The organism is Ruegeria sp. (assembly GCF_965243365.1).
Classification (GTDB): domain Bacteria; phylum Pseudomonadota; class Alphaproteobacteria; order Rhodobacterales; family Rhodobacteraceae; genus Ruegeria.
Genome location: NZ_CBDEUW010000002.1, coordinates 2,932,136 through 2,958,625 on the forward strand (window position 1 = coordinate 2,932,136; position 26,490 = coordinate 2,958,625).

A 26,490-nucleotide genomic window follows, 5' to 3' on the forward strand; every position below is an offset into this window, starting at 1 on the left:
GACCCGGCGGCCGTTTTTCGTTTCTCTCGTGCGGAGAAAACTCACGCATGAGGTCACAGGCAAACATGACTTTGATTACCCCGGAGGAGCGGATTTCCCAGACGGCTGACTTGTTGCAGTCGTTGGAGCGATCCATTCGCGATCTGCGCCAGGCAGCGGAAGAACTGCGCAGGCAGATCGGAGCCGGGGAGGATGCAGATCTTGCTGGTTCAGCACGGCAGATCGGTCAGCTAGAGGGGCTGATCCGAACCTGTCAGAAAGTGGAGGCGAATTTTGTCGAACAACATCACAGACAAGCCGGAATTGCCCAAGGGGGCTACGCGCTCGACCTTGAGCACGCTCGATTTGAGATTGGGTGCAGGCTGGCTCGCCTCCGCCGATGCTGCGGTGCGGGACAGATTTCTGAGTGAGATCGGGGAGGGGGGGCTGTGTGCCCTCCCTTTCCTGTTCGAGTTCTGGGCGCTGCCGCATCAGTTGCCGCCCGAGGGCGACTGGCGGTCCTGGGTGATCATGGGCGGGCGTGGGGCAGGCAAGACCCGAGCCGGGTCTGAATGGGTACGGTCGATGGTTGAGGGGTCTTTGCCGCTGGATAAGGGCGAGGCATCTCGCGTGGCTCTGGTCGGCGAGACCTACGATCAGGTGCGCGATGTGATGATCTTTGGGGATAGTGGGATATTACAATGCTCGCCGCCCGATCGACGGCCTGTGTGGAAGGCGTCGGAACGCAAGCTGGTCTGGCCAAACGGGGCCGAGGCGCAGGCGTTTTCGGCGCATGATCCCGAGGGGTTGCGCGGACCGCAATTCGATGCGGCCTGGGTGGATGAACTGGCCAAGTGGAAAAAGGCGGGCGAGACCTGGGATATGCTGCAATTTGCGCTGCGCTTGGGGGATCGGCCTAGGGTTTGCGTGACCACGACACCGCGCAATGTGAAGGTTTTGAAGGAGTTGCTGGCGTCGCCGTCCACCGTGCAGACCCATGCGCCGACCGAGGCGAACCGGGCCAATCTGGCGGAGTCGTTTCTAGAGGAGGTGCGCACGCGCTATGCAGGCACGCGGCTGGGGCGGCAGGAGCTGGACGGGGTGCTACTGTCAGATGCCGAGGGCGCACTGTGGACGGGGTCAATGCTGGATGCGGCGCGCTGCGCGCAAGTACCCGCGTTGGATCGCATCGTTGTGGCGCTGGATCCGGCGGTGACGGCTGGAGCAGATGCGGATGCCTGCGGGATCGTTGTTGTCGGCGCGCAGGTGCAGGGGCCGCCCGAGGGGTGGCGCGCCTATGTGCTGGCCGACCGGACGGTGCAGGGCGTTGGCCCGGCGGGCTGGGCGCAGGCGGCGATTGACGCGATGGACGAGTTCGGGGCCGAGCGGCTGGTGGCCGAGGTCAATCAGGGCGGGCAATTGGTGGAAGAGGTCGTGCGGCAGGTGGACCCTCTGGTCCCTTATCGCGCGGTGCGGGCCTCACGCGGCAAGGTCGCGCGGGCCGAGCCTGTGGCGGCGCTCTACGAGCAGGGAAGGGTGCGCCATGTGGCGGGTCTGGACACGCTGGAGGAGCAGATGTGCCAAATGACCGCGCGGGGGTTCGAAGGGCAAGGCTCGCCCGACCGGGTCGACGCGCTGGTCTGGGCGCTGCATGAGTTGATTGTGGGGCCTGCGGGGGCGTATCGGCGACCTCGGGTGCGGACGTTTTAACGGGTTCTCTTAAAGAGACCCCTTTGATCAAGCGCGTATCTTCTGCTCAAGAAGCCAGAAAGCCGAATAGCTAGTTCGGAATAATAACTTTCTTTAAGTCGATCTGAGATTTCTTTCCGCCTTGCTGTATCTGACGCGTTACCTCTCGCCCGTCTTTGTCAAATTTCATGCGTACCTTCATGAACGGCTCAAACTTGGAGCCGTTTAGATACTCAGTAGTTTGCGTGTAACCTCGATTTGTAAGCTTGCCGTTTGCTCGATACTTCCCGGGGTTTCCGTTTCGGTCGAAGACAACGTGATCGCATTGCCCAACGACAAGAAAACAATTGTGCGGCTCGTACTTAATAGTGGCGCCGTCGGATCGTTCCATTCGGACAGTTTGCCCTTTGACGTTTCGGTATATCGTACGGTCATAAATCTTGTTATTTCCGTTTATGCTGTGGGCCTCAAAAACATAGAGATTTTGACGTTTTCCAACAAAACGAAGCTCAAACTCTTCTCCTGAAGATCGTTCATACACAAAGACTGTGCCTTTCTTCAGGTTTCTATAGTCGTAGCCAAGGTGAGATTGCGCCAATGCTTGCAGAGGCCCAAATAATGCCGCCAAAATTAATGATAACCAGAGTTTTCTCATTGTATGTCCTTAGGTTGTATCTGAGAAAAAACGCTATGTGGTGACTTTCGAGTAATCAATCCTTGGTAGACGATAATCTAGAAAAATTAGGCTGTGCTTGCGAAGAAAGACCCGTGCTTTGTCAAGCTGATGGTTCTCAAATCAACAGCTAACGACTGTGCCGACTGTGTTGCCCAACCCCCGTACGCCCCATTCCCAAGCCCTAAACTTCTTTCCGTCATAACTCCTTTCAACAAGCCGGGCAGAGCGGCGGCAGAAAGGAGCACAGATGGTATTCGATTTCTTGCGTCGTGGATCGGCTGATCAAGCACCCGAGGCGAAGGCGAGCGCGGCGGGGCCCGTGGTGGCGTGGCAGACGGGTGGGCGCGTGGCGTGGAGCCCCAGGGATGCGGTGTCACTGACGCGGACGGGATTTTCGGGGAACCCGGTGGGGTTTCGATCCGTCAAGCTGATCGCCGAGGCGGCGGCGGCGTTGCCTTTGGTGTTGCAGGATCAGGCGCAGCGGTTTGATACTCATCCGATCCTGTCCCTGATGCGGCGTCCGAATGCGGCGCAGGGGCGGGCGGAGTTGATGGAGGCGCTGTTCGGGCAGTTGCTGCTGTCAGGCAATGCCTATGTTGAGGCAGTGCAGGCTGAGGAAGGCCTGCCGGTTGAGCTGCACGTGTTGCGTTCGGACCGGATGAGCGTGGTGCCGGGCGCGGATGGATGGCCCAAGGCGTATGATTACGCTGTGGGCGGCAAGAAGCACCGGTTTGCGGCGGAAAACATCTGTCATATCAAGTCGTTCCACCCTCAGGATGACCATTATGGGTTCTCGCCGATGCAGGCGGCGGCGATGGCGATTGATGTGCATAACAGCGCGTCTCGGTGGTCGAAATCGTTGTTGGACAATGCAGCGCGGCCTTCGGGGGCGCTGGTGTGGAAGGGCGATGGCCATGGGGTGATGGCCGAGGATCAGTTCCGGCGTCTGTCGGACGAGATCGAGCAGAACTATCGCGGGGCACGGAATGCCGGGCGACCGATGGTTCTGGAAGGGGGCTTGGATTGGAAGCCGATGGGGTTCTCTCCGTCCGATATGGAGTTTCAAAAGACCAAGGAAGCCGCCGCCCGCGAGATCGCGCTGGCCTTTGGCGTCCCGCCGATGCTGCTGGGGATACAAGGCGACGCGACCTATTCGAACTATCAGGAGGCCAACCGGGCGTTTTATCGCCTGACCGTATTGCCTCTGGTGACGCGGGTGGCGGCGGCTGTGTCGGAGTGGCTTGCGGGCTTTTCCGGCGAGGAGTTGGTGCTGAAGCCGGATCTGGATCAGGTGCCCGCGCTGTCTGCCGAGCGGGACGCGCAATGGGCGCGGGTCAGCGGGGCGGATTTCCTGAGCGATGCCGAAAAGCGGGCGCTGCTGGGGCTGCCGGAGCGCGCGGATGTCTGAGGGGTATCCTCCGTTCGATTGCGCGCCCGGCTTGCGCTTGGCAGCGCATGAGCGGGTGGCCGAGATCCAGCACGGTCACATGTGTCGGCGGCTGGATCAGATCGAAGAGATGATGGAGCGGCTGGAGAAACGCTTGTGGCTGACGGTCTATGGGGTTGCTGCGGTGATCCTGGCGCAGGCATTTCAGTCATTCCTTGTGGTAGCGCCATGAATTCAGTGGGTTACATGGAGAAGTTTATGGATTTGGAACATAAGTTTGCGCGCTTTGGTGATGGGTTGTCGGTGACTGAGGATGCGATGATCGAAGGTTATGCCAGTCTGTTTGGTCAGGCCGATCAGGGCAGCGACGTCGTCCAGAGGGGGGCATATCGTGCCTCGTTGGCGGCGCTGGAAAAGGCGGGACAGCGGGTCAAGATGCTGTGGCAGCACGATCCCGCGCAACCCATCGGCGTCTGGGACGAGGTGCATGAGGATGACCGGGGCCTGCTGGTCAAGGGGCGTCTGCTGGAAAGCACGCAGAAGGGTCGCGAGGCGGCGGAACTGATCCGCGCCGGTGCGATTGACGGCCTGTCGATCGGCTATCGCACCAAGCGGGCTGTGAAGAATGACAAGGGCCAACGTGTCCTGACCGAACTGGAGCTGTGGGAGGTGTCCTTGGTGACCTTCCCGATGCTGCCCAGTGCGCGGGTGGCGGCGAAGGGTTTTGAGCCTGACGCTGAAAACACTTGGCGCAGTATTGCCGAGGTGTTCCAGGACGCCCGGCAGGAGCTGGCGCGGATCTAGCGCGCCTCAAACCCCACCCAAAAAGGAAGTGCTGATGAGCAAGACCGAGACCCCGGCCTTGACTGGAGAGGGTGCGCCCCTGGTTCAGGAGGTGAAGCAGGCGATGGCTGGCTTCGTGAATGAATTCAAGGGCCTCAAGGCCGAAGTTGAAACCAAAATGCAACAGACAGAAGAGCGACTGACCATGCTGGATCGTAAATCAACCATCGCGGCGCGCCCGCATCTTGCGGCATCCATCGAAGACGGAGCCTCGCATCAGAAGGCCTTTGATGCTTATGTGCGTTCGGGTGAGGATGACGGGCTGCGCGGGCTTGAGGTGGAGTCTAAATCTCTGTCCAGCGCGGTGAACAGCGATGGCGGTTATCTGGTTGATCCGCAGACGGCGGAAATCATCAAATCGGTGTTGAAATCCACCGCCTCGATCCGCTCGATTGCGTCGGTGGTGAATGTCGAGGCGAATTCCTTCGACGTGCTGATCGACCACACCGACGTCGGCGCGGGCTGGGCGGATGAGAATGCGGCTGCGACCGAGACGGCGACCCCGTCGATTGACCGTATCTCGATTGCCCTGCATGAGTTGAGTGCGTTGCCCAAGGCCTCGCAACGTCTGCTGGATGACAGCGCGTTTGATGTCGAGGGCTGGCTGGCCGGTCGGATTGCCGACAAGTTTGCGCGGGCCGAGGCGGCGGCGTTTATCTCGGGCGATGGGGCGGACAAACCCAATGGTATCCTGAACCACACCAAGGTCGACAATGATGTCTGGGCTTGGGGCAATATCGGCTATGTGCCAACCGGCATTGATGGTGGTGTTGATGCGGATGCGATTGTCGATGTGGTCTATGCGCTGGGCGCGCAGTACCGGGTTAATGGTACCTTCGTGATGAACTCGAAAACCGCCGGTGTGATCCGCAAGCTGAAAGACAGCGATGGCCGCTTCTTGTGGTCGGATGGTCTGGCCGCAGGTGAGCCCGCGCGTCTGATGGGCTATCCTGTGCTGATTGCCGAGGATATGCCGGATGCGGGCACGGATAGCTTCTCGATTGCCTTTGGTGACTTCCAGGCGGGCTATACCATTGCCGAGCGTCCTGATCTGCGCGTGCTGCGCGACCCGTTCAGCGCCAAGCCGCATGTCCTGTTCTACGCGACCAAGCGTGTAGGCGGCGATGTGAGTGACTTTGCCGCAATCAAACTGGTGAAATTCGGCACCGCCTAAGCGGTGGCGGATCCGGGGGGCCATTGGCCCCTCGGGCGGCGGGCGCGGGCCGGGGTGAGATCCTCTGCGTTGTCTAGCTGCTCCCCTCCGTCCGAGCAACGTGGGGCGGCGCGTGCCCGTCATTTTCCTGAAGTGGCCCCCGGAGGGGTCCGAGATTGCGGAGTGAATGGATGATGTTGATCGAAGAAACCGCCATCGCGGATGCGGCGCTGCCGGTGGATCAGTTCAAGGCGCATCTGCGGCTGGGCACGGGCTTTGCTGAAGAGAATGTGCAGGACGAGGTTCTGAAGGGCTTTCTGCGCGCGGCCATTGCGGCGATTGAGGCGCGTACGGGTAAGGCCCTGATCGAGCGTGACTTTTCATGGAGCCTGAATGGCTGGCGTGACACGGCAGGTGAAGTGCTGCCGGTGGCTCCGGTAGGGGCGATTGGATCGGTGAAGCTGATGGATGCGGCAGGGGTCGAGACCGTGGTGGATGCAGCGGCCTACCGGTTGGAGCGCGACGTTCAGCGCCCGCGATTGCGTCCGGCAGGGTCTTGTTTACCAACGATGCAGACGGGCGGATCGGTGAAGGTTGTCTTCACGGCAGGAATGGCTGCGGATTGGGGCGGATTACCCGCTGATCTGGGGCAATCGGTACTGCTGCTGGCGGCGCATTATTATGAATATCGCGATGAGACGGCGCTGGGCGCGGGGTGCATGCCGTTTGGTGTCACCAGCCTGATCCAGCGCTATCGCACGATACGTTTCGGCGCAGGAGTGGCTCAATGAATGTGCCGCGACTGAATCGTAAACTGGTTTTGGAAGCTCCGGTTCGTAGTGCCGATGGCGCAGGGGGTTATACCGAGACCTGGACCGCGTTGGGCGCGCTTTGGGCCGAGGTGACGGCGCGCAGTGGGGCGGAACGCGCAATAGGCGGGGCCTCGGTGTCGCGGGTTGGCTATCGGATCGTGGTGCGCGGCGCACCCGATGGGTCGTCGATGCGGCCTGCTCCGGATCAGCGGTTCCGTGAGGGCGCGCGCCGGTTCGTGATCCGCGCTGTGGCTGAACGAGACGGGCGCGGCCAGTACCTGACCTGTTTTGCAGATGAAGAGGTGGCGGCATGAGCTATGGCGTTTCTGCTGCTTTGCAGGCGGCGGTGTTTCAGCAATTGGCGGGCGACGCGCAGGTGGGCGCTCTGTCGGCTGGCGCGATCTATGACGCGGTGCCGTCGGGCACGGTGCCGCAGACCTACGTGACTTTGGGACCGGAGGAGGTGCGCGACGCCTCGGACCGGTCGGCTGTGGGGGCCGTGCATCGGTTCACGGTCTCGGTGGTGTCCGAGGCGGCGGGGTTTGGCGCGGCCAAAACGCTGGCAGGCGCGGTGTGTGACGCGCTGGAAGGCGCGGCGCTGAGTTTGGATAGGGGCCATCTGGTGGGTCTCTGGTTCGAACGCGCCAGCGCCCGGCGCACGGGAACCGGCGGTGCGATCCGCCAGATCGATCTGAGATTCCGCGCCCGCGTGGAAGATGACTAAGCAATCAACGGAGAGAGCAAATGGCTGCCCAGAACGGAAAAGACCTGTTGGTCAAAGTGGATATGAACGGCACCGGCCTGTTCGAGACCATCGCGGGCCTGCGCGCCACGCGGATCAGTTTCAATGCAGAAAGCGTCGATGTCACCAGTCTGGAAAGCCAGGGCGGGTGGCGTGAGCTGCTGTCGGGGGCGGGGGTCAAATCGGCCGCGATCTCGGGCTCGGGTGTGTTCAAGGATGAAGGCACGGACGAAAGGGCGCGTCAGTTGTTTTTTGACGGCGAGACGCCCGGTTTTCAGGTGATCATCCCTGATTTTGGCATCGTCGAAGGGCCGTTTCAGGTCAGCAGCATCGAATATGCGGGCTCGCATAACGGTGAGGCGACCTATGAGATGAGCATGGCAAGCGCCGGTGCGCTGAGCTTTACGGCGCTCTGATGGCCAATCCGTGGACGGGCGAGGTGGCGCTGACCATCGATGGGGAGCAGCGGGTGCTCAAACTGACTTTGGGCGCTTTGGCGGAGTTGGAACAGGAACTGCAGGCCGGGTCGCTGGTCGAACTGGTGCAGCGGTTTGAGGGCGGCGCTTATTCCAGCAGCGATGTGCTGGCCTTGCTTGTCGCTGGGCTGCGCGGTGGCGGGGCACAGGTGACCCGCGATGACCTGCTGCATGCCGAGATCGAAGGCGGGCCGATGGCGGGGGCCAAGGCGGCAGCTGAGTTGCTGGCGCGGGCCTTCATGGTGCCCGAGTGAGCGGGCTCGACTGGCCCGCGCTGATGCGGGCCGGGTTTCTGGGCCTGCGTCTGACGCCGGATCAGTTCTGGCGTCTGACTCCGGCCGAGCTGCGGCTGATGCTGGGGCAGGGCGCCGGGATGCCTGCGATGAACCGGGCGGGGCTGGATGCGCTGCTGGCGGCCTATCCGGACAAGACACAAGGAGAGCGTGATGACGGATCGTGAAGGTTTTGACGACCTGCAGGAGCGGGGAGAGGCGCTGGGCGACGCGCTGGGCGACGCCGCCACGATGGCCTCGGCCTTTGATGGCCAGATGCAGCGGATTAGAGCTGCCTTTGAGGAAACCGGCAAGGATGTGGCGACGCTGGAACGCGGCATGTCCGGCGGGTTACGCAAGGCGTTTGATGGCGTGGTGCTGGACGGAATGAACCTCTCGGGTGCGCTCGACATTCTGAAGAATTCCTTGATCCAGACGGCCTATGCGGCCGCAATTAAGCCGGTGACAGACCATTTTGGCGGAATGTTGGCCAATGGGGTTGGCAGTCTGGTGCAGGGCATTTTGCCGTTTGCCGATGGCGGCAGTTTTTCCCAAGGCCGCGTGATGCCGTTTGCCAATGGCGGTGTGGTCAGCAGCCCGACCATGTTCCCGATGCGTGGCGGCACCGGGTTGATGGGTGAGGCGGGTCCCGAGGCGATCATGCCGCTGGCGCGTGGGGCGGATGGCAAGCTTGGCGTGCGTACGCAGGGCGGTGGGCGCGCCGTGAATGTGGTGATGAATATTACAACACCCGATGTGCAAGGATTTCGCCGATCTCAGGGCCAGATCGCGGCACAGATGAGCCGCGCCCTGGGTCGCGGCAATCGTAACAGATAAGGGGAGCAGCTGATGAATTTCCACGAGGTGAGATTTCCGGCCAGCCTGAGCTTTGGTTCGGTCGGCGGGCCCGAGCGGCGCACGGATATTGTGACGTTGGCCAACGGGTTCGAGGAACGCAACACCCCCTGGGCGCATTCGCGCAGGCGCTACGATGCGGGGCTGGGGATGCGGTCGCTGGACGACGTTGAGACGCTGATCTCGTTCTTTGAGGCGCGGCAGGGGCAGATGTTTGGGTTCCGCTGGAAGGATTGGTCGGATTTTAAATCCGGACCAGCGACCGCAGATGCGGATAAGGGTGATCAGGTGATTGCCAAAGGCAACGGCACACAGACGGAATTTCAGTTGATCAAGACTTATAGCTCGGGTGGGTTCAGCTATGTGCGCCCCATCGTCAAGCTGGCGCTGGGTACGGTCAAGTTGGGCTTGGATCAGGACGAGATGCGCGAAGGGGTGGATTTCGACGTTGATTTGGACACTGGCCTTGTCACCTTCGCCACTCCTCCTGCTGAGCAGGTCGAGATTACCGCCGGGTTCGAATTCGATGTTCCAGTGCGGTTTGACACCGACAAGATCCAAACCAGCGTGGCCAGTTTTCAAGCCGGTGATGTGCCAAATGTGCCGGTGGTCGAGGTGCGGGTCTGATGAGCGGGGATAAACAGGGCTTGCAGACCCATTTGCAGAGCGGGCTTACAACGACATGCCGCTGCTGGGCGATCACGCGCACGGACGGGCAGATGTTTGGATTTACGGACCACGATATGGAGCTGTCCTTTGATGGAATGCGCTTCAAAGCGAGCACGGGCCTTACCGCCGCGGCCATCGAACAGGCGACGGGGCTGTCAATCGACAACTCCGAGGCGATGGGGGCCTTGTCCGACGCGGCAGTGACAGAAGGTGACATCGAAGCGGGTCGTTTTGATGGTGCCGAGGTGCGTGCCTGGCTTGTGAACTGGGCTGAGCCTGAGCAGCGCCTGTTGCAGTTTCGGGGATCAATCGGCGAACTGCGCCGTGGTGGTGGAGCCTTTCATGCAGAGCTGCGCGGGTTGACCGATTTGTTGAATCGGCCTTTGGGCCGTGTCTACCAAAAGCCATGCACGGCGGTGTTGGGCGACAAAAATTGCCGTTTCAATACGGATGCGTCGGGGTATTGGGCGGAGGGCGAGGTTGCCGCTGTTTCGGAATCCGGCACTCTGGCGTTGTCCGGGGCAGCAACGCCTGCCGATGGTTGGTTTGACGGAGGGCGGCTGGACGTTCTGACGGGTTCTGCCATCGGGTTGTGGAGTATGATCAAGCGGGACCGTGTTGCCGACAGTGGTCGCGAACTTACGCTGTGGTCCGGGGTCGGGGGTGGCCTGGCTGTGGGTGACCGGGTACGGCTGACTGCTGGCTGCGACAAGCGCATGAACACTTGCCGTTTCAAGTTCAACAATCTTCTTAACTTTCAGGGGTTTCCCGATCTTCCGGGCGAAGATTGGGTGATGGCTGTGCCCAAAAAACACAATCCTAACAGCGGAGGCAGCAGGCGGTGAGCATTGACAGGCGGGATATTGTTGACGAGGCCCGAAAGTGGCTGGGCACGCCCTATGTGCATCAGGCATCCATGCGCGGCGCAGGTGCGGACTGCTTAGGCCTGCTCAGGGGCGTTTGGCGGCACGTCATGGGGCAAGAGCCTGAGACCGTGCCAGCCTATAGTATGGACTGGTCCGAGCCGCAGGGCGAGGAAAGGATGTGGGCTGCAGCTCGTCGACATCTGAGGGAAAAGCCCGTGCAGGACATCCAGCCTGCTGATGTCCTTCTTTTCAGAATGCGTGATGGCAGTGTCGCCAAACACCTAGGTATCTTAAGTAAAATCAGCCCGTTACCGTGCTTTGTTCACGCATACTCTGGCCATGGTGTGGTTGAGAACACCCTGAGTGCCCCCTGGCGTCGTCGCATCGTCTCGTGTTTCGAATTCCCGTTGGAGGACCTCTGATGGCTACTATTCTTCTATCTGCTGCGGGCGCTGCCCTGGGTGGGTCAATTGGCGGAACCATTGCTGGGTTGTCCACGGCGGTGATCGGGCGTGCCGTTGGGGCCACGTTGGGGCGTGTCATCGACCAGCGGTTAATGAGTCAATCAGTCATGGGTGGTGGCAGCGAAGTCGTTGAAACCGGTCGCCTGGATCGATTTCGCTTAACCGAGACCGGCGAAGGCGCACCGGTCGCAACCATTTTCGGACGTATGCGCGTTGGGGGGCAGGTGATCTGGGCCTCGGACTTTCTGGAGACACGCACCACGTCGACTTCGAGCCAATCCACGGGGGGTGGGAAGGGGTCGCCCAAGCCGGCTGAGGTTAAAACAACCACGCATAGCTACAGCTATTCGGTCTCACTGGCTATTGCGCTGGGTGCAGGTGAGATCGCGGATGTGTCCCGGATTTGGGCAGACGGCGAAGAGGTTGCACGCACTGATCTGAACATGCGGGTGTATTGTGGTACAGACGATCAGTTGCCGGACCCTTTGATAGAGGCCATCGAAGGTATGGGAACGGTGCCTGCGTATCGTGGGACGGCATATGTTGTGATCGAAGACCTCGCGCTGGCCTCGTACGGCAATCGCGTGCCGCAATTCTCGTTTGAGGTCGTGCGGCAGGAGCAAAGCGGTCTGCCCGAGCACGACAGTGCCTTGTCGCGTATCGTAAAGGGCGTCGCGTTGATGCCGGGTACGGGTGAGTATGCACTGGCAAGCACTCAGGTGAACTATTCCAAAGGGAAGGGGCAAAGCTGGGCGGCGAATGTACACTCGCACTCGGGTTTGCCGGACTTGGTGGCCTCGACACGGGCGCTGACTAAGGAACTACCGGCGTGTGAGGCGACTTCACTGATTGTGTCTTGGTTTGGCGATGATTTGCGATGTGGTCACTGCCAGATACGGCCCAAGGTCGAACGCAAGACGGAAGACGGAAAGAACATGCCCTGGACCGTCTCGGGGCTTTCCCGAGCGGCAGCGCAGAGCGTTGAGCGTGTGGATGATCGCCCGATTTACGGGGGAACGCCCGCTGATGCCTCGGTCATTCAGGCAATCCAGCATTTGAAGGAAAACGGCAAGCGGGTGATGTTTTACCCGTTTATCCTGATGGGTCAGATGCAGGACAACGCTTTGCCGGATCCCTGGTCGGACGGTGCTGATCAACCCCACCTGCCATGGCGGGGGCGGATCACACTGGACATCGCTCCGGGGCGTGCAGGGTCGCCGGATCAGACGGTGGCGGCTGAGGCTCAGGTAGCGTCCTTTTTTGGGGATGCAAAGGCGTCGGACTTTTTAGTCGCTGATGGTTCGGTGAACTATTCCGGCCCGGAAGACTGGGGGCTGCGGCGGTTCATCCTGCACTATGCCGCGTTGTGTAAGGCGGCTGGCGGGGTCGACTCGTTTTGCATCGCGTCCGAGATGCGCGGCCTGACACAGATCCGCGGGGTTGCCGGGTTTCCGGCCGTTGATCAGCTAAAGGCGTTGGCTGCTGAAGTCCGGCAAATCCTGGGCGCAAATACCAAGATCGGTTACGCGGCAGACTGGACGGAGTATTTCGGCTATCAACCCTCTGATGGCAGCGGGGATCGGTATTTCCATCTTGATCCGCTGTGGGCTGACGACGACATCGATTTTGTGGGCATCGACAACTACATGCCGCTGTCTGACTGGCGGGATGGGGACACCCATCTGGATGCGCAAGGCGGAGAGGTCTCTCTCTATGATCTGGACTACCTGCGCCGTAATATTGAGGGCGGTGAGGGATATGACTGGTACTATGCCTCACCGGAAGAGGCCGAAGCGCAGATCAGAACGCCGATAGAGGATGGCGCATATGGCGAGCCTTGGGTGTGGCGATACAAGGATATTCGCAACTGGTGGGCTAGTGCTCACCATGAGAGGATCGGCGGCGTGCGGCAGGCAACCCCAACCGCGTGGGTTCCTGGATCGAAGCCGATCTGGTTCACGGAATTGGGTTGTGCGGCCATCGACAAGGGGACAAACCAACCCAACAAGTTTTTGGACCCTAAATCTTCGGAATCCGCTTTACCCAAATATTCCAACGGGATGCGAGACGACTTTATTCAGGTGCAATATCTGAAGGCTTTGTTGGGATATTGGGGCGAGCCACAGAACAACCCGATCTCGGAAACTTATGACGGCCCCATGGTCGATCTGTCCAACGCATTTGTGTGGGCCTGGGATGCGCGCCCGTTTCCGACCTTCCCGAACCTTCGGTCGCAATGGAGTGACGGAGACAACTATGCAGGTGGTCACTGGCTGAACGGTCGTTCCGGCGCGCGGACATTGGCCTCGGTGGTGGCAGAGATTTGCTATAGTGCGGGGGTGACCGAGATTGATGTCTCTGCCTTGCATGGCGTTGTGCGCGGTTATGCGATGCAGGACGTGATGGATGCACGTCAGGCCTTGCAGCCGCTGATGTTGCGCTATGGGTTCGACGCGATCGAGCGGGACGGGCAGTTGGTGTTCCGCATGCGCAATGGTCGCGGTCCCGTCGATCTGGACCCGGATATGATTGCTGTCAGCAACGACATCGAAGGCAATGTGGAATTCCGGCGCGAGGCTGAGGCTGAGATGACTGGCCGTGTCCGTTTGCGTTTCGTTCAATCGGATGCAGACCATGAAGTCGTCGCTGAAGAGGCCGTTCTGCCTGATGACAAAACCCACGCGGTTGCTGTCAACGAAATGCCGTTGTCCATGACACGCGCCGAGGGTCGCCAGACCGTTGAAAGATGGCTGAGCGAGGCGCGTATTTCGCGCGAGACGGCGCGGTTTGCCTTGCCTCCATCGTTAATGCACTTGGATGCCGGGGATGTTGTGAGACTGACAGGTACAGCGAATGAAGCACAGGGGCTTTATCGTATCGACCGGTTGGAACAGGCCGAGATGCAATTGGCGGACGCTGTGCGGGTGGAGCCGGCGGTTTATTCTCCGTCAAAGGTCAAGGATGAGGCCGTGGCATCTAAGCCATACATAGCGCCTGTTCCCGTTCTTCCTGTATTTCTGGACCTGCCATTGATGACCGGCTCTGAGGTTCCGTATGCACCCTATTTGGCGGTCACTGCCGACCCTTGGCCCGGCAGCGTTGCTGTGTTTTCGGCGTCCCAGGATGACGGCTATGCGCTGAGCGATGTCTTTGCAGGGCAGGCTGTTGTCGGGTTCACAGAAACGCCCTTGCGGCGTGCCAGTGCTGGCTTGTGGGACACAGGTGCGCCCTTGCGCGTGAATCTGATCGATGGCGTGTTGGAATCGCAACCTGACGCGGCCTTGCTGAACGGCGCCAATCTGGCCGCAATCGGGGATGGCACGCCGGGAAACTGGGAGGTTTTTCAATTCGGTGACGCAACTCTGCACGAGCCGGGAGTTTACGCGCTCGGCAACCGGTTGCGGGGGCAGTTGGGTACTGACGCCATTATGCCGGATGTCTGGCCAGAAGGTTCGATGTTCGTATTGTTGGATGGGCGCGTCTATCAAACCGGTCTGTTGCGGAGCGAGCGCGGCGTGGCCAAGCACTATCGTATCGGCCCGGCAAACCGGGGCTATGACGACCCGTCTTATGTTCATCTGGTCGAAGCCTTCGATGGGAACGGTTTGCGCCCCTACACCCCTGTGCATTTGCAGGTGAGCTCGTCATCCGCCGGTGATGATTTCACTTGGATGCGGCGGACGCGGATTGATGGAGATGACTGGGACGGGCTTGATGTTCCCTTGGGCGAGGAAACCGAGTCTTACCTTGTACGGATACTCTCTGGCGGGTCTGTATTGCGCGAGGTTGTGATTGGTTCGGCCAGTTGGCACTACTCGGCTGCAATGAAAGCGGCGGATGGGTTGAGCGAGAGCTATGAGTTCGTCGTGGCCCAGGTATCGGCGACATACGGTCCGGGTCCCTTTGCCCGGCTGGGTGTCGGGTGAGGCTACACATGCGCCCCATACTCCATGGAGACGTTAGCGTTGCGGCGCGCGCCTTGTTGGCCGCGCCGCATGTGGACCGGGATCGGCTTTGTGCGCGGCTGATAGCTGAGGCAGAAGTTGCGCACCACCACGTCGACGAAACCGGTAAGGTGCATCCTGTTTATGGAAACGGCTCGCTGATGGCTGCGGCGATGGGGCGTAATCTGGCGGACGAGCCGAGTTTCGACGATGTCACATATTGCCAGTGTTTTGAGATGGTTCTGCGTTATTTGATCCGATTTCACATTAAGCAGAGGCGCAGCTGACACATTTCGATGCTGCCAGGTCCAGTTCCAATCGACCTATTGCAATCGGTTCACCGCAATCCTCGCAATAGCCAAACTCACCTTCTTCGATACGGTCGAGCGCAGCTTGCAGGCGTCGGCCTTCTAGATCACGCCTAGCTTGCTGCGCCTTGGCCATTGCCTGGTTTTGCAAGGCATCCATACGGCTTAGCCGACCGACGGCCTGCTGATCCAGTTCGACAATCGATTGCGCTTGTTGACCAGCGGTCGACTGCGCCTTCAATTCTGCAAGACGATCACGAATTTTGTGTCCAAAGTGCTGTAAATCGGTCTCGTTCATTTTTTGTTGCAGACCTCATCAATTAATTGCGTTTGGTTATTCACGCCTTAGATGGGTATTCTAGGCGCAGAAAAGGATCAAAAGCTATGTTCGAAAAGCGCAGCCATGTGACACCGGTTGACCCGGTTTGGGATCGCATCACCGCCGAAGCTCAGGCGGCGGTGGAACAAGAGCCACTGATGGGTGGGCTGGTTCATGCCTGTATCCTGCATCACCGCAGTCTTGAACGCGCCTTGTCCTATCGGGTTTCGGCTAAGCTGTCGTCGAACGAGATGTCGATGATGGTACTGCGCGAGATTGTGGATGAGGCTTATGCAGACGACTCCAGCCTGATTGAGGCCGCGCGTGCTGATCTGATGGCCGTGTATGAGCGTGACCCTGCCTGCCATCGGCTGCTACAGCCTGTTCTGTACTTCAAGGGATATCAGGCGATGCAGGCCTATCGCGTTGCGCATTGGCTGTGGACCAAGGGACGTCATGACCTGGCCTATTTCTTCCAGATGAGGTCCTCTGAGATTTTCGGGATCGACATTCACCCGGCCGCGAAAATCGGCAAGGGTATCATGATTGACCACGCGCATTCCATCGTGATTGGCGAAACTGCGATTGTAGGCGACAACGTCTCGATGCTGCATTCGGTCACTTTGGGTGGTACCGGTAAGGAAGAAGAGCAGCGCCATCCAAAAATCGGTAACGGCGTGCTGATTGGTGCAGGGGCCAAGGTTCTGGGCAATATCGAGGTCGGGCATTGCAGCCGCATCGCTGCCGGATCCGTGGTGTTGCAAGAAGTGCCTGCATGCAAAACAGTCGCGGGAATTCCGGCCAAGATCGTGGGCGAGGCCGGATGTGATCAGCCTTCGATTTCAATGGATCACATGCTGGGTAAGGATCAATAACGGCTGGGTGTTCCAGAGGTATCGTGCGATTTGGCTGTCATCAGGGGAAACCGTTGGCCCGGCAGCCAAATCTGTTTATGCTGCGTTGCAGCTCAATCGGACGATGCACCTTGAGTTTTGGGGTGTGGATTGCTATATTTTGAGGGAAAGGAGCGCATCATGACTATGGCAAAATCTTTAAACCTGATTGCAGCAATTGCCGTTGTTGCTACTGCTGCGCTCGCTCTTTGGGCACCTGAACCGGAAACACAGGCTGGTCCGGCAAATGTGGCCCTGTTTCAGCTTGGTCAGACTGACTGAGTAGTCAATCGAGATAGAGACAAGACGCGTATCAAGAAGCTGTGTGGTATGATGCCGCAGGCTTTTTAGCCGAATGATATCCAAATTAGCCCACCAAAAATGATAGGCACCTGTAACAGCGCGGGCAGGTAGAATCCGGGCAAGCCGAATGCCGCACTACTTGCGATCCAACCCGCGCAGTAGACAAACAACCCCAAAAATATCGTTTGCACCAGACGCGGATCAGGAGCATTTTTCGCGACGGTAGAATGGGCGGCATCCGGGGCAGAACGGTCTGCCGCAGGTGTATCCTTTGGGATTTCAGGCTGTGGAGGGACAGGCGCACTGTTGTTTCCGTTACTGCCCGGATGATCACCAGCAGAATCGCCGGGTTCGCCGCCCGAGCCTGACCCACGAATATTAGCACCGTGATCGATCGCGACCCCCACAATCATCCCAAGATACATATATCCAAGAACCGCCTGATATCCTGCGTATAGTCTGAAACTGGGGCTGGGTTGCATATCGCCATAGCCCAGTGTCGTGAAGGTAACGACAGAGAAATAAAGGGCTGTTCGAAAACTCTTTTCGATCATGACGGTGTCGCCGACATAACCCTCTGGCGCGATTACCGGAAGCCCGCCCTGGAATACGTAGGCGGTAGCGGTTGGGCAAACCGCTGCCGTGCAAAACACGCCTGCAACAGAGTTCAGTACCGCAAAGATCAGTATCGTGAACAGCGCGCTCAGCAGGATCGCCGACCAAGCCGCCCAATTGGGAATATGGCGCGAAAAATGTGCGCTGACGCTCGCCAGCCCCGCTGAGGTCGCGATAATCAGAAAGATCGGCAAAGGCGGCACGCTCAGCGCGCCAAACTGCCAGCTGGTCTCAAGCAGCGTCCGGGGGCGCCACATGCAGATCAGTAAAAACAGTACAAGTAGAACAAGGGGCACGATGACGCCCCATATCCATTGCTGAGCACGATTGCCTTCGGCCATTACGTCAGGCCAGCATGACCATCGGGTTTTCCAGGTTGTCGACAATCGCCTTTAGCAGCTCTGCCCCAAGCGCGCCGTCGATGACTCGGTGATCGACCGACATGGTGACCGACATGACAGTGGCAACCGCCAGCTCTCCGTCATCACCAACGACCGGTTTCTTGACGCCTGAACCAACGGCCAGGATGCCCGCATGCGGTGGGTTCACGATGGCGTCGAAATTGTCGATGCCGAACATGCCGAGGTTGGAAACGGCAAAGGTGCCGCCCTGATATTCATGCGGGGCCAGCTTACGCTCGCGGGCGCGTCCGGCAAGGTCTTTCATTTCAGTCGACAGGGCGGACAGCGACTTGGTGTCGGCATCCTGCAGAACCGGGGTGAATAGCCCGCCTTCGATGGCGACCGCCACGGCCACGTCAGACGGTTTCAATTGCAGAACCCGATCACCAGCCCAAACAGCGTTGCAAGCCGGAACCTGTTGCAGCGCATTGGCCACGGCCTTGATGATGAAGTCATTGACGCTGAGCTTCACGCCGCGGCTTTCCAGTTGCTTGTTCAACTGACTGCGGAACTTGAGCAGCGCGTCCAGTTTGATATCCCGGCGCAGATAGAAATGCGGGATGGTCTGCTTGGCCTCGGACAGGCGCGCGGCGATGGTCTTGCGCATGCCGTCCAGTTTGATTTCTTCGTATTCGCGATCTTCGTACATGCGGGCCACGGCATCTGCTGATGGTCCCGCGGGGACGGTGGGCGCTGCTGCAGCGGCAGGCGCTGGGGCAGCAGCCGGAGCCGCTGCGGTTGCGCCTTCCACATCCGCCTTGACGACACGGCCATGCGGGCCAGAACCGGCAATCTGTGCCAGATCCAGGCCCTTCTGCGCCGCGATCCGGCGAGCCAAAGGCGAAGCAAAGATACGTCCGCCATCTGCTTTGACCGGAGCGGCCGGGGCAGGTGTTGCGGAGCCTCCGCTACTACCACCTTCACCGCTGCTGGCAGCTGATACAGGCGAGCCGCTGTTTCCGCCCAGTGTGCTGGTATCAGTAGCAGGTACCGCGGCAGGCGTCGCCGCGATGTCATCAGCGCTTTCGCCATCTTCCAGCAGAACCGCAATTGCAGTGTTGACCTTGACCCCTTCGGTGCCCTCGGGGATCAGGATTTTGCCGACGGTGCCTTCGTCGACGGCCTCGAACTCCATCGTGGCCTTGTCGGTTTCGATCTCGGCCAGCAGGTCGCCAGAGGAAACGGTGTCGCCTTCCTTGACCAGCCATTTGGCAAGCGTGCCTTCTTCCATCGTTGGGGACAGGGCGGGCATCAGAATTTCGGTGGGCATCTGTCTGTCGCTCCTTACCGGTAGGTCACTTGTTTGACGGCGGCGATCACCTCATCGGTGGTGATCAGAGCCAGCTTTTCGAGGTTCGCGGCATAGGGCATCGGAACATCCTTGCCGGTGAGGTTGATGACCGGCGCGTCGAGATAATCGAACGCCTCCTGCATCACAACCGAGCTGATGTAACTGCCGACCGAACCTTGCGGCCAGCCTTCCTCGACGGTTACCAGACGGTTGGTTTTCATCACCGAATTGATAATCGCGCCAGTGTCCATCGGGCGGATGGTGCGCAGGTCGATGACCTCGGCGCTGATGCCGTCTTCGGCCAGCTTGTCGGCGGCTTCCAATGCGTATTGCATGCCGATGCCGAAGCTGACGATGGTCACGTCCGAGCCTTCGCGCCAAATGCGGGCTTTGCCCAACGGGATGCTCAGATCATCCACCTGCGGCACGTCGAAGGACCGACCGTAGAGGATTTCGTTCTCCAGGAAGATCACCGGATTGGGGTCGCGGATCGCGGATTTCAGCAGGCCCTTAGCGTCAGCCGCCGAATAGGGCATCACGACTTTCAGGCCGGGGATTTGCATATACCATGCGGCGTAGTCCTGAGAGTGCTGCGCGGCCACGCGGGCCGCAGCACCGTTGGGGCCACGGAACACGATGGGACAGCCCATTTGACCGCCGGACATATAGAGCGTCTTGGCGGCAGAGTTGATGATCTGGTCAATCGCCTGCATGGCAAAGTTGAAGGTCATGAACTCGACAATCGGTTTCAGGCCACCAAAGGCCGAACCCACTGCGATACCGGTAAAGCCATGCTCCGTGATCGGGGTGTCGATCACGCGTTTGGGGCCAAACTCGTCCAGCAGACCTTGCGAGATTTTATACGCGCCCTGATACTCTGCAACTTCTTCGCCCATCAGATAGACGTCTTCGTCACCGCGCATTTCTTCGGCCATCGCGTCGCGCAGCGCTTCGCGGACGGTTTCGGATTTCATCTCGGCATCGGCGGGCCAGTCCGGTGACAGGTCCACAACGGGTGCGGCGGGAGCGGTAGCAGCAGGAGCGGGGGCCTCAACCGCCGCAGGGGCGGTCTCGGTCACCGCTGCGGCTGCGGGCGCAGCCGCGGGCAGGGCAGAGGCGTCTTCGCCTTCCTCGACCAGCACCGCGATGGGGGTGTTCACCTTGACCCCTTCGGTGCCTTCGGCGATCAGGATCTTGCCGACGATGCCTTCGTCAACGGCCTCGAACTCCATCGTGGCCTTGTCGGTTTCGATCTCGGCCATGATGTCGCCGGACGATACGGTGTCGCCTTCCTTGACCAGCCATTTGGCCAGCGTGCCCTCTTCCATCGTGGGCGAAAGGGCGGGCATGAGAATTTCGGTTGCCATGTCTAATCGTCCTCTCAGGCGTAGATATCGGTCCAGAGCTCATCCAGCGACGGCTCGGGGCTTTCTTTCGAGAATTCGGCGGCCTGGTTCACGACCTCTTTGATCTCTTTGTCGATCGCCTTCAGGTCATCCTCGGTCGCGTGTTTGCCGGTCAGTAGCAGCTCACGCACATGTTCGATCGGGTCGCTTTGCTCGCGAACCTTCTGAACCTCTTCCCGTGTGCGGTATTTGGCCGGGTCGGACATCGAGTGGCCGCGATAGCGGTAGGTCTTGACCTCAAGGATGTAAGGTCCTTTGCCCGCGCGGCAGTGCGCGACAGCTTTTTCGCCAGCGGCCTTGACTGCCAGAACATCCATGCCGTTGACCATTTCACCCGGTATCCCGAAGGCTTGGCCGCGATGGTAGATGTCAGGGGAGGAGGTCGAGCGTGCTTGCGCCGTACCCATGGCATACTGGTTGTTCTCGATCACGAAAACCACCGGAAGCTCCCAAAGGGCGGCCATATTGAAGGTCTCGTAGACCTGACCCTGGTTGGCCGCGCCATCCCCGAAATAGGTGAAAGTGACGCCGCCGTTTTCCTTGTACTTGTCCGCAAAGGCCAGACCCGCACCCAGCGGCACCTGAGCGCCAACAATGCCGTGGCCCCCGTAGAAGTGCTTTTCCTTCGAGAACATATGCATCGATCCGCCTTTACCCTTGGACAGACCACCGATGCGCCCGGTCAGTTCGGCCATCACGCCGCCCGGGTCCATGCCGCAGGCCAGCATATGGCCGTGATCTCGGTACGAGGTGATGCGCTTGTCGCCTTCCTGAGCAGCAGCCTCAAGGCCGACCACAACCGCTTCCTGGCCGATGTAAAGGTGGCAGAACCCGCCGATCAGACCCATGCCGTATAGCTGGCCAGCCTTTTCCTCGAATCGGCGGATCAGCAGCATCTCGCGGTAATATGTCTTGAGTTCTTCCGCAGAAACATTTGGTTTCTTTGTGGTTTTTCGCGCAGCCATAGTGGCGATCTCCCCCTCTCGGACAGATAGTTTAGCGTTAAACTATTTCATAAAGTATTTCTTCCCATCTGGCGAGAGTAAATGTGACGCAGCGTCCATCGCATGCGGATTAACGTGTTGGTCAATCTGCTCGGGATGTTATTCCGGCCCTTCTCCACCCTGATAAAACGAAATAAAGTGAATCAAATAATCCCCACGGAAGAGAGAGTTGAAGCCGTTATGATGATCCTTCGCGAGCCCAAGCTGGTGTTCATCAAAACCAAGAAAACGGCGGGCTCTTCAATTGAGATCGCGCTGGGTCGGCACCTAAAAGCAGGGGATTTCGCCACACCTATGTCGCCGGAGGAGGAAACGCACAGGGAAGGCAAAAGGCGGATCGTTCGTCAATCTGTCCGGTTGCTACGCGAACGCTCTGACGGAGCCATTCAGGCCCGACAAGCGCATAACGGTATTTCGGTTGTGAACACCTATCTGCCCGACGTGGCTGACGGATGCTTCAGCTTTTGTGTCGAGCGTAATCCTTGGGACAAGGCGATATCTGCCTTTTACTTTTGGATGCATCAGCGGCGCATCGAAGTTATTGATCCCAACGCGATGTTTTCCCAGTTTTGCAAGACGCGGCTGAACTATTTCTCGGATTTCGGGCTGTATTCCAAAGACGGAAAGATCGTTGTCGATCGCGTTCTCAGGTTCGAAAACCTTGCCGAGGAGTTCGACCAGCTCATGACCGAAAGGGGGCTGCAGGACACCTCCCTAGGGCAGATGCGCGTGAATGCAGGGATCCGGAAATCCTCCCGGTTTGATTTGTTCTACGGAGAAAACTGGCGCGGCGACAATGTTCAGGTCGTGGCGGATGTGTTTTCCAATGAGATCGATGCGTTTGGCTATGACATCCCATCCTCATCAAACGAGGTCGTCAGCGGATGACGATCTCATCCGAGCGGATCATGCCAAGAATAGAGCGTGCCTGCTGATCCAGGAGGTCGAGGTCAAGATAGGTATCGGAAAGGCGGCGGGTCAGGTTTTCCATTTCACCGATTTCAGATTTCAATTCCGCAAGGTCGCGTGACAGGGCGTCCCGTTCCGCCGCAATCTCGACCCGCCGGAACAGGCCATAGTCGCCCTGAACGGCGGCAAAGGTGAAATAAACACCCAGCATGAAAGCCACCGAAAAGAAAACAACTGCGCCCAAACCGGGCCGACTGGAACGGGACACTCTGTTTACCGCCGTATGAATACTGCCTCAATAACGTGCCCTTAGCGGGCATCTGCCTGCACTATGTCACAGGTGATTCGCCTTGTGAATCCCCTGATTCGACAAAATATGCGGCCAAGCGGTTTTATTCTTCCAGCGCTGCGACACCGGGCAGGGTTTTGCCTTCCATCCACTCCAGAAAGGCACCGCCCGCCGTTGAAATATATGAGAAGTCCTTGGCTGCGCCCGATGCGTTCAGCGCCGCGACCGTGTCGCCTCCGCCCGCGACCGAGATCAACTGACCCGACCGTGTCAGCGCGGCTGCCTTCAAGGCGGCCGCGTTGGTGGCGGTGTCAAAAGGCTCGATTTCAAACGCGCCCAGCGGACCGTTCCAGATCAGGGTTCGGCTTTGGGCGAAAACCTCAGTGATTGCAGCGACGCTTTCCGGGCCAGCATCCAGGATCATGCCGTCATCGGTGCATTGGTCAGCGGGCAGCACCTGGTGCGGGGCGTGGGATTCAAACTTGTCGGCGACAACGATGTCAGTGGGCAGAACGATGGTGCAGCCCGCGATTTCGGCTTTGGCCAGGATTTCGGCTGCGGTGCCTTTCATAACCCGTTCAGCCAGCGATTTGCCCACATTCAGGCCTTTGGCGACCAGAAAGGTGTTCGCCATGCCGCCGCCGATTACAAGATAATCCACCTTGGTGATCAGGTTGCCCAGCAATTCCAGCTTGGTCGAGACCTTCGCACCGCCGACAACGGCTGTCACCGGGCGTTTCGGGGCACTCAATGCGCCTTCCAGTGCTTCAAGTTCGGCTTGCATCAGGCGACCTGCGCAAGCCGGAAGCAAGCGTGCGATGGCCTCGGTCGAGCTATGAGCACGGTGCGCGGCCGAGAACGCGTCGTTACAATAGATCTCGCCCAGCTTGGCCATACCAGCGGCCAGTTCGGGATCGTTCTTGGTCTCGGCGGCGTGGAAACGGGTGTTCTCCAACAACAGAACCTGCCCGGGTTGCAGATTTTCTGCGGCCAATTCGGCCTCGGTGCCAACGCAATCAGCGGCGAACAGGACCTGCGCGCCAAAGGCGCTTTCCAGAGTGGGCACCAGTTGCTTCAGCGACAGGTTCTCGCGCCGCTCACCACCGGGGCGTCCGAAGTGCGCCAGAAGGATCGGTTTGCCGCCTGCGGACAGAATGTCGCGAACGGTTGGAACGATCCGCTGAATGCGTGTGGAGTCGGTCACAACCCCATCAACTACCGGCACATTGATATCGACGCGCACCAGCACGCGTTTGCCATTCAGGTCCATATCGTCCAGCGTTTTCCAGCTCATTGTGCGATCCTCGTTCCTAGCAACCGATTCAGGCGGTTCTTTTCCTGCATTTTGCCCTCAGGTCAATGCGTCACTTGGCATTCGCACCTGTGCGTCATAGGTATTTGCGCAAGACAAACGACAGGAGGGCCTCATGGCCGAGATCAAAGATCCCGAGAACACCATCATCATCGAGCTGAAAGACGGCAATGTCGTCATCGAGCTGTTGCCGGACGTGGCCCCGCAGCACAGCGCACGGATGAAGGAACTGGCGCGCAGCGGTGAGTATGACAATGTGGCTTTCCACCGTGTAATCGACGGCTTCATGGCCCAAACGGGCGATGTGCAGCATGGTGACATGGAAGACGGGTTCAATCTGCGTATGGCGGGCACGGGGGGGTCATCGCTGCCGAACGTTCCGGCCGAATTCTCGAAGCTGCCCCATGATCGCGGCACGTTGGGCGCGGCGCGGTCGGCCAATCCTGACTCGGCCAACTCGCAGTTCTTTATCAACTTCAAGGACAACCATTTCCTGAACGGTCAATACACCGTCTATGGCCGCGTCATTGACGGGATGGAGCATGTGGATGCCATCGTTCGCGGTGAGCCGCCTGCAAGCCCCGACCGTATGGTTAGCGTCAAGGTGGCCGCTGATGTATAAGTTAGCCGCCGCATTTGCCCTGGTGGCCAGCCCGGCTTTGGTTGCTTTGACCGGCGCACCCGCGGGCGCGACTGGCCTTCAGATTGAGATCGAAGGGGAAGGGGCCAATGGCACCGTCACCGTCGATCTGTTCGAAGATCTCGCCCCCAAACATGTTGAACAGATCACCGCGATCGCTGCGGCCGGTCAGTATGACGGCGTGGTCTTTCACCGCGTGATTGACGGCTTCATGGCGCAAACCGGTGACGTCGAACATGGCCGTCTGGGCGGAGATATGCGCCGGGCAGGAACCGGCGGCTCTGACCGCCCTGATCTTCCCGCCGAGTTTTCGGATTACAACTATGACCGGGGTGTCGTTGGCATGGCCCGGGCGCAGGACCCCGACAGCGCCAATTCGCAGTTCTTTATCATGTTTGCTCCGGGTCCGTTCCTGAACGGCCAGTACACCGTTGTTGGTCAGGTGACCGATGGCATGGATGTCGTGGATGCGATCAAGCGCGGCGACGGTCCGAACGGCGCAGTCATCGGCCAGCCGGACGTGATGCAAAAAGTCACCGTCACAGAGTAAACCATATCCCGGCGCTGTTTTTGGCGCCGGGTTTTATTGTCTCGGTCAGTCGTCGGGCGACATGACCTTCCAGATGATCGCGCCAACTGCAGCGCCGATTAGTGGTGCGACCCAGAACAACCAAAGTTGCGCCAGCGCCGGACCATCGGCAAACAGCGCTACGCCAGTCGAACGCGCCGGGTTTACTGATGTGTTGGTCACCGGGATCGAGATAAGGTGGATCAGTGTCAGGGCCAGCCCGATCGCTATCGGGGCAAACCCTGCCGGCGCGCCGCCAGAGGTAGCGCCCAGAATGATCAGAATGAAAAACGCTGTCAGTACGATTTCAATCACCAGAGCCGACATCATCGAATACCCTTCGGGCGAGGCCTCGCCATATCCGTTCGAGGCAAATCCGCCAACGCCTTCGAACCCCGGCGCGCCGCTGACGATCAGGTACAGCACGACTGCAGCCGCGATCGCGCCGATCACCTGAGCGACCCAGTAGGGCAACAGATCTTTGGCCGGAAAACGCCCGCCGATCATCAAGCCCAGGCTGACCGCCGGATTGAAATGGCCGCCCGAAATATGACCAACCGTGTAGGCCATGGTCAGAACGGTCAGACCAAAGGCGAAAGAGACGCCCAGCCAGCCGATGCCAACGTCAGCCACGCCAGCAGCCAGAACCGCACTACCGCAGCCGCCCAGCACCAGCCAGAAGGTGCCAAAGAATTCAGCCATGAGTTTTGATGACATGAAAAGTCCTCCGAAAAACAATGGTTTTTAGGGTAATTCAAAAAGTACATTTTGTGAAATTGTTGTAATACGGGGAAATTTTCGATCAGGTGCGTCAATTAGGAAGCAGGGGTTAGAGTAAGTTTGAGCCGATGGTCTCAGAATTTGCTATGTCCGTTCTAAGCCCAGAGTGACTGATGCTGCAGTTGACTTGAATGCCTGCTTGCGGAGGATTGATATCTCAATCAAGGTCGGACAAAGACGCTACGGAATAGAATAAAGGCGTTCCGAATGAAGAGTTTGATCTATTGGGCTGCGATCTTTGTTTTAGTCTGCCTACTAGCTTACCAATCCTTGATTGCATGGGATGTTCGAAGCGTTCAAGGCTTCCAAGCCGCCTATGGTCAGTTCTTCAGAGATGCCGCGATATCCGGATGCGTTAGCAGAACAGCTATTCTAGATGAGGCAAAAGCGCGAGGTTGGGAATTCGAAGATGATCCCAGACCTCCATTTAGGACAGGTTCGCCTGAAGAGTGGTCGACTGCTGTTCGGGTGTTTACAGAACCGCCCTTGAATTTTTCAAAGGTACCGGGCGTATTGTTCTTCTTTGACAAAGACGAATGTATGCTCGCCCGACGATAACAAATGTCTTTCTTCTATGTTCCACAAGCTGACCTTCAAGTCCGTCTTTCCAACGGTAGCAAAGTCC

The 26,490-nt window shown here is 59.1% G+C and carries 31 protein-coding genes; 22 read left to right on the forward strand and 9 right to left on the reverse strand.

Features of this window, described 5'->3' with window-relative positions:
* Nucleotides 1-462: 462 nt before the first annotated feature.
* Nucleotides 463-1,689 (forward strand): DNA-packaging protein, encoded by a 1,227-nt coding sequence (locus ACP0GE_RS18250; RefSeq protein ID WP_424833869.1) that lies wholly within the window; start codon nt 463-465, stop codon nt 1,687-1,689.
* A 70-nt stretch (nt 1,690-1,759) separates the two neighbouring features.
* Here the strand turns inward: ACP0GE_RS18250 and ACP0GE_RS18255 are convergent, their stop codons facing one another.
* On the reverse strand, nt 1,760-2,323 hold the full coding sequence (locus ACP0GE_RS18255) for a hypothetical protein (RefSeq protein ID WP_424833327.1): 564 nt from the start codon (nt 2,321-2,323) through the stop codon (nt 1,760-1,762).
* A gap of 268 nt (nt 2,324-2,591) precedes the next feature.
* On the opposite strand from ACP0GE_RS18255, the gene ACP0GE_RS18260 reads away from it, so the two are divergent.
* The 16 genes from ACP0GE_RS18260 to ACP0GE_RS18335 all read left to right on the forward strand — a co-directional run bounded on the left by ACP0GE_RS18260 (nt 2,592) and on the right by ACP0GE_RS18335 (nt 15,114).
* Complete coding sequence (locus ACP0GE_RS18260) at nt 2,592-3,752, forward strand: phage portal protein (protein WP_424833328.1); 1,161 nt, start codon at nt 2,592-2,594, stop codon at nt 3,750-3,752.
* Nucleotides 3,745-3,963 carry a GTA head formation protein, RCAP_rcc01685 family gene (locus ACP0GE_RS18265; protein WP_424833329.1) on the forward strand — a complete coding sequence of 73 codons (219 nt, stop codon included), beginning with the start codon at nt 3,745-3,747 and terminating at the stop codon, nt 3,961-3,963. Before ACP0GE_RS18260 ends, ACP0GE_RS18265 begins: the two co-directional genes overlap by 8 nt.
* 26 nt (nt 3,964-3,989) lie before the next feature.
* Nucleotides 3,990-4,535: an HK97 family phage prohead protease gene (locus ACP0GE_RS18270; RefSeq protein ID WP_424833330.1), complete on the forward strand. Its 546-nt coding sequence runs from the start codon at nt 3,990-3,992 to the stop codon at nt 4,533-4,535.
* Between the two features lie 34 nt (nt 4,536-4,569).
* Entirely contained in the window at nt 4,570-5,748 is a 1,179-nt protein-coding gene (locus ACP0GE_RS18275) for a phage major capsid protein (RefSeq protein ID WP_424833331.1), read from the forward strand.
* Nucleotides 5,749-5,918: 170 nt separating this feature from the next.
* A complete protein-coding gene (locus tag ACP0GE_RS18280) occupies nt 5,919-6,518 on the forward strand; it encodes a head-tail connector protein (RefSeq protein WP_424833332.1) in 600 nt (199 codons plus the stop codon).
* The gene (locus tag ACP0GE_RS18285) at nt 6,515-6,853 is read left to right on the forward strand and encodes a phage head closure protein (RefSeq protein WP_424833333.1); all 339 of its coding nucleotides are present in this window, start codon (nt 6,515-6,517) and stop codon (nt 6,851-6,853) included. Before ACP0GE_RS18280 ends, ACP0GE_RS18285 begins: the two co-directional genes overlap by 4 nt.
* Complete coding sequence (locus ACP0GE_RS18290) at nt 6,850-7,263, forward strand: DUF3168 domain-containing protein (protein ID WP_424833334.1); 414 nt, start codon at nt 6,850-6,852, stop codon at nt 7,261-7,263. Before ACP0GE_RS18285 ends, ACP0GE_RS18290 begins: the two co-directional genes overlap by 4 nt.
* A gap of 20 nt (nt 7,264-7,283) precedes the next feature.
* Nucleotides 7,284-7,697 (forward strand): phage major tail protein, TP901-1 family, encoded by a 414-nt coding sequence (locus tag ACP0GE_RS18295; RefSeq protein WP_039536206.1) that lies wholly within the window; start codon nt 7,284-7,286, stop codon nt 7,695-7,697.
* Entirely contained in the window at nt 7,697-8,011 is a 315-nt protein-coding gene (locus ACP0GE_RS18300) for a gene transfer agent family protein (RefSeq protein WP_424833335.1), read from the forward strand. Before ACP0GE_RS18295 ends, ACP0GE_RS18300 begins: the two co-directional genes overlap by 1 nt.
* Nucleotides 8,008-8,217 (forward strand): rcc01693 family protein, encoded by a 210-nt coding sequence (locus tag ACP0GE_RS18305; RefSeq protein WP_424833336.1) that lies wholly within the window; start codon nt 8,008-8,010, stop codon nt 8,215-8,217. The genes ACP0GE_RS18300 and ACP0GE_RS18305 overlap by 4 nt, the downstream gene beginning before the upstream one ends.
* The gene (locus ACP0GE_RS18310; RefSeq protein ID WP_424833337.1) at nt 8,204-8,866 is read left to right on the forward strand and encodes a phage tail tape measure protein; all 663 of its coding nucleotides are present in this window, start codon (nt 8,204-8,206) and stop codon (nt 8,864-8,866) included. The genes ACP0GE_RS18305 and ACP0GE_RS18310 overlap by 14 nt, the downstream gene beginning before the upstream one ends.
* Before the next feature lie 12 nt (nt 8,867-8,878).
* Nucleotides 8,879-9,511: a phage distal tail protein, Rcc01695 family gene (locus ACP0GE_RS18315; protein ID WP_424833338.1), complete on the forward strand. Its 633-nt coding sequence runs from the start codon at nt 8,879-8,881 to the stop codon at nt 9,509-9,511.
* Nucleotides 9,511-10,398, forward strand: a complete 888-nt coding sequence (locus tag ACP0GE_RS18320; protein ID WP_424833339.1) for a DUF2163 domain-containing protein — start codon at nt 9,511-9,513, stop codon at nt 10,396-10,398. The genes ACP0GE_RS18315 and ACP0GE_RS18320 overlap by 1 nt, the downstream gene beginning before the upstream one ends.
* Nucleotides 10,395-10,841: a peptidase gene (locus ACP0GE_RS18325; protein WP_424833340.1), complete on the forward strand. Its 447-nt coding sequence runs from the start codon at nt 10,395-10,397 to the stop codon at nt 10,839-10,841. Before ACP0GE_RS18320 ends, ACP0GE_RS18325 begins: the two co-directional genes overlap by 4 nt.
* Nucleotides 10,841-14,809 (forward strand): baseplate multidomain protein megatron, encoded by a 3,969-nt coding sequence (locus ACP0GE_RS18330; protein WP_424833341.1) that lies wholly within the window; start codon nt 10,841-10,843, stop codon nt 14,807-14,809. The genes ACP0GE_RS18325 and ACP0GE_RS18330 overlap by 1 nt, the downstream gene beginning before the upstream one ends.
* Before the next feature lie 8 nt (nt 14,810-14,817).
* Nucleotides 14,818-15,114 carry a hypothetical protein gene (locus ACP0GE_RS18335; RefSeq protein WP_424833342.1) on the forward strand — a complete coding sequence of 99 codons (297 nt, stop codon included), beginning with the start codon at nt 14,818-14,820 and terminating at the stop codon, nt 15,112-15,114.
* Here ACP0GE_RS18335 and ACP0GE_RS18340 read toward each other — a convergent pair.
* A complete protein-coding gene (locus ACP0GE_RS18340; protein WP_424833343.1) occupies nt 15,095-15,433 on the reverse strand; it encodes a TraR/DksA family transcriptional regulator in 339 nt (112 codons plus the stop codon). The two genes, ACP0GE_RS18335 and ACP0GE_RS18340, sit on opposite strands and share 20 nt — an antisense overlap.
* An 86-nt stretch (nt 15,434-15,519) precedes the next feature.
* Here ACP0GE_RS18340 and cysE point away from each other — a divergent pair, with 86 nt between their 5' ends.
* Nucleotides 15,520-16,329 (forward strand): serine O-acetyltransferase, encoded by an 810-nt coding sequence (gene cysE, locus ACP0GE_RS18345; protein WP_424833344.1) that lies wholly within the window; start codon nt 15,520-15,522, stop codon nt 16,327-16,329.
* 159 nt (nt 16,330-16,488) lie between these two features.
* Nucleotides 16,489-16,629: a hypothetical protein gene (locus ACP0GE_RS18350; RefSeq protein WP_424833345.1), complete on the forward strand. Its 141-nt coding sequence runs from the start codon at nt 16,489-16,491 to the stop codon at nt 16,627-16,629.
* Between the two features lie 65 nt (nt 16,630-16,694).
* On the opposite strand, the gene ACP0GE_RS18355 is transcribed toward ACP0GE_RS18350, so the two are convergent.
* Genes ACP0GE_RS18355 through pdhA form a run of 4 tightly spaced genes read right to left on the reverse strand, consistent with a single transcriptional unit; the run spans nt 16,695 to nt 21,328 of the window.
* The gene (locus tag ACP0GE_RS18355) at nt 16,695-17,606 is read right to left on the reverse strand and encodes an ion channel (protein ID WP_424833346.1); all 912 of its coding nucleotides are present in this window, start codon (nt 17,604-17,606) and stop codon (nt 16,695-16,697) included.
* 4 nt (nt 17,607-17,610) lie between these two features.
* Complete coding sequence (locus ACP0GE_RS18360; protein ID WP_424833347.1) at nt 17,611-18,936, reverse strand: pyruvate dehydrogenase complex dihydrolipoamide acetyltransferase; 1,326 nt, start codon at nt 18,934-18,936, stop codon at nt 17,611-17,613.
* Nucleotides 18,937-18,950: 14 nt separating this feature from the next.
* Nucleotides 18,951-20,324 carry a pyruvate dehydrogenase complex E1 component subunit beta gene (locus tag ACP0GE_RS18365; RefSeq protein WP_424833348.1) on the reverse strand — a complete coding sequence of 458 codons (1,374 nt, stop codon included), beginning with the start codon at nt 20,322-20,324 and terminating at the stop codon, nt 18,951-18,953.
* A 14-nt stretch (nt 20,325-20,338) separates the two neighbouring features.
* Complete coding sequence (gene pdhA, locus ACP0GE_RS18370; RefSeq protein WP_424833349.1) at nt 20,339-21,328, reverse strand: pyruvate dehydrogenase (acetyl-transferring) E1 component subunit alpha; 990 nt, start codon at nt 21,326-21,328, stop codon at nt 20,339-20,341.
* 219 nt (nt 21,329-21,547) lie between these two features.
* Between pdhA and ACP0GE_RS18375 the strand changes: the two genes are divergently transcribed.
* Nucleotides 21,548-22,255: a hypothetical protein gene (locus ACP0GE_RS18375; protein ID WP_424833350.1), complete on the forward strand. Its 708-nt coding sequence runs from the start codon at nt 21,548-21,550 to the stop codon at nt 22,253-22,255.
* Here ACP0GE_RS18375 and ACP0GE_RS18380 read toward each other — a convergent pair.
* Nucleotides 22,245-22,544 (reverse strand): FtsB family cell division protein, encoded by a 300-nt coding sequence (locus tag ACP0GE_RS18380; RefSeq protein WP_424833351.1) that lies wholly within the window; start codon nt 22,542-22,544, stop codon nt 22,245-22,247. The two genes, ACP0GE_RS18375 and ACP0GE_RS18380, sit on opposite strands and share 11 nt — an antisense overlap.
* A 124-nt stretch (nt 22,545-22,668) precedes the next feature.
* Nucleotides 22,669-23,859, reverse strand: coding sequence for a phosphoglycerate kinase (locus ACP0GE_RS18385; protein ID WP_424833352.1), 1,191 nt, complete (start codon nt 23,857-23,859; stop codon nt 22,669-22,671).
* A 133-nt stretch (nt 23,860-23,992) separates the two neighbouring features.
* On the opposite strand from ACP0GE_RS18385, the gene ACP0GE_RS18390 reads away from it, so the two are divergent.
* A complete protein-coding gene (locus tag ACP0GE_RS18390; RefSeq protein WP_424833353.1) occupies nt 23,993-24,499 on the forward strand; it encodes a peptidylprolyl isomerase in 507 nt (168 codons plus the stop codon).
* Nucleotides 24,492-25,067 carry a peptidylprolyl isomerase gene (locus ACP0GE_RS18395; RefSeq protein WP_424833354.1) on the forward strand — a complete coding sequence of 192 codons (576 nt, stop codon included), beginning with the start codon at nt 24,492-24,494 and terminating at the stop codon, nt 25,065-25,067. The genes ACP0GE_RS18390 and ACP0GE_RS18395 overlap by 8 nt, the downstream gene beginning before the upstream one ends.
* 45 nt (nt 25,068-25,112) lie before the next feature.
* Here the strand turns inward: ACP0GE_RS18395 and aqpZ are convergent, their stop codons facing one another.
* Nucleotides 25,113-25,802: an aquaporin Z gene (aqpZ, locus tag ACP0GE_RS18400; protein ID WP_424833355.1), complete on the reverse strand. Its 690-nt coding sequence runs from the start codon at nt 25,800-25,802 to the stop codon at nt 25,113-25,115.
* Between the last annotated feature and the right edge of the window lie 688 nt (nt 25,803-26,490).

Coding starts and splice junctions, on each gene's coding strand:
- ACP0GE_RS18255 (WP_424833327.1), bottom strand. CDS start 2,323: ATGAGAAAACTCTGGTTATCATTAATTTTGGCGGCATTATTTGGGCCT.
- ACP0GE_RS18260 (WP_424833328.1), top strand. CDS start 2,592: ATGGTATTCGATTTCTTGCGTCGTGGATCGGCTGATCAAGCACCCGAG.
- ACP0GE_RS18265 (WP_424833329.1), top strand. CDS start 3,745: ATGTCTGAGGGGTATCCTCCGTTCGATTGCGCGCCCGGCTTGCGCTTG.
- ACP0GE_RS18270 (WP_424833330.1), top strand. CDS start 3,990: ATGGATTTGGAACATAAGTTTGCGCGCTTTGGTGATGGGTTGTCGGTG.
- ACP0GE_RS18275 (WP_424833331.1), top strand. CDS start 4,570: ATGAGCAAGACCGAGACCCCGGCCTTGACTGGAGAGGGTGCGCCCCTG.
- ACP0GE_RS18280 (WP_424833332.1), top strand. CDS start 5,919: ATGATGTTGATCGAAGAAACCGCCATCGCGGATGCGGCGCTGCCGGTG.
- ACP0GE_RS18285 (WP_424833333.1), top strand. CDS start 6,515: ATGAATGTGCCGCGACTGAATCGTAAACTGGTTTTGGAAGCTCCGGTT.
- ACP0GE_RS18290 (WP_424833334.1), top strand. CDS start 6,850: ATGAGCTATGGCGTTTCTGCTGCTTTGCAGGCGGCGGTGTTTCAGCAA.
- ACP0GE_RS18295 (WP_039536206.1), top strand. CDS start 7,284: ATGGCTGCCCAGAACGGAAAAGACCTGTTGGTCAAAGTGGATATGAAC.
- ACP0GE_RS18300 (WP_424833335.1), top strand. CDS start 7,697: ATGGCCAATCCGTGGACGGGCGAGGTGGCGCTGACCATCGATGGGGAG.
- ACP0GE_RS18310 (WP_424833337.1), top strand. CDS start 8,204: ATGACGGATCGTGAAGGTTTTGACGACCTGCAGGAGCGGGGAGAGGCG.
- ACP0GE_RS18315 (WP_424833338.1), top strand. CDS start 8,879: ATGAATTTCCACGAGGTGAGATTTCCGGCCAGCCTGAGCTTTGGTTCG.
- ACP0GE_RS18320 (WP_424833339.1), top strand. CDS start 9,511: ATGAGCGGGGATAAACAGGGCTTGCAGACCCATTTGCAGAGCGGGCTT.
- ACP0GE_RS18330 (WP_424833341.1), top strand. CDS start 10,841: ATGGCTACTATTCTTCTATCTGCTGCGGGCGCTGCCCTGGGTGGGTCA.
- ACP0GE_RS18335 (WP_424833342.1), top strand. CDS start 14,818: ATGCGCCCCATACTCCATGGAGACGTTAGCGTTGCGGCGCGCGCCTTG.
- ACP0GE_RS18340 (WP_424833343.1), bottom strand. CDS start 15,433: ATGAACGAGACCGATTTACAGCACTTTGGACACAAAATTCGTGATCGT.
- cysE (WP_424833344.1), top strand. CDS start 15,520: ATGTTCGAAAAGCGCAGCCATGTGACACCGGTTGACCCGGTTTGGGAT.
- ACP0GE_RS18350 (WP_424833345.1), top strand. CDS start 16,489: ATGACTATGGCAAAATCTTTAAACCTGATTGCAGCAATTGCCGTTGTT.
- ACP0GE_RS18355 (WP_424833346.1), bottom strand. CDS start 17,606: ATGGCCGAAGGCAATCGTGCTCAGCAATGGATATGGGGCGTCATCGTG.
- ACP0GE_RS18360 (WP_424833347.1), bottom strand. CDS start 18,936: ATGCCCACCGAAATTCTGATGCCCGCCCTGTCCCCAACGATGGAAGAA.
- ACP0GE_RS18365 (WP_424833348.1), bottom strand. CDS start 20,324: ATGGCAACCGAAATTCTCATGCCCGCCCTTTCGCCCACGATGGAAGAG.
- pdhA (WP_424833349.1), bottom strand. CDS start 21,328: ATGGCTGCGCGAAAAACCACAAAGAAACCAAATGTTTCTGCGGAAGAA.
- ACP0GE_RS18375 (WP_424833350.1), top strand. CDS start 21,548: ATGATGATCCTTCGCGAGCCCAAGCTGGTGTTCATCAAAACCAAGAAA.
- ACP0GE_RS18385 (WP_424833352.1), bottom strand. CDS start 23,859: ATGAGCTGGAAAACGCTGGACGATATGGACCTGAATGGCAAACGCGTG.
- ACP0GE_RS18390 (WP_424833353.1), top strand. CDS start 23,993: ATGGCCGAGATCAAAGATCCCGAGAACACCATCATCATCGAGCTGAAA.
- ACP0GE_RS18395 (WP_424833354.1), top strand. CDS start 24,492: ATGTATAAGTTAGCCGCCGCATTTGCCCTGGTGGCCAGCCCGGCTTTG.
- aqpZ (WP_424833355.1), bottom strand. CDS start 25,802: ATGTCATCAAAACTCATGGCTGAATTCTTTGGCACCTTCTGGCTGGTG.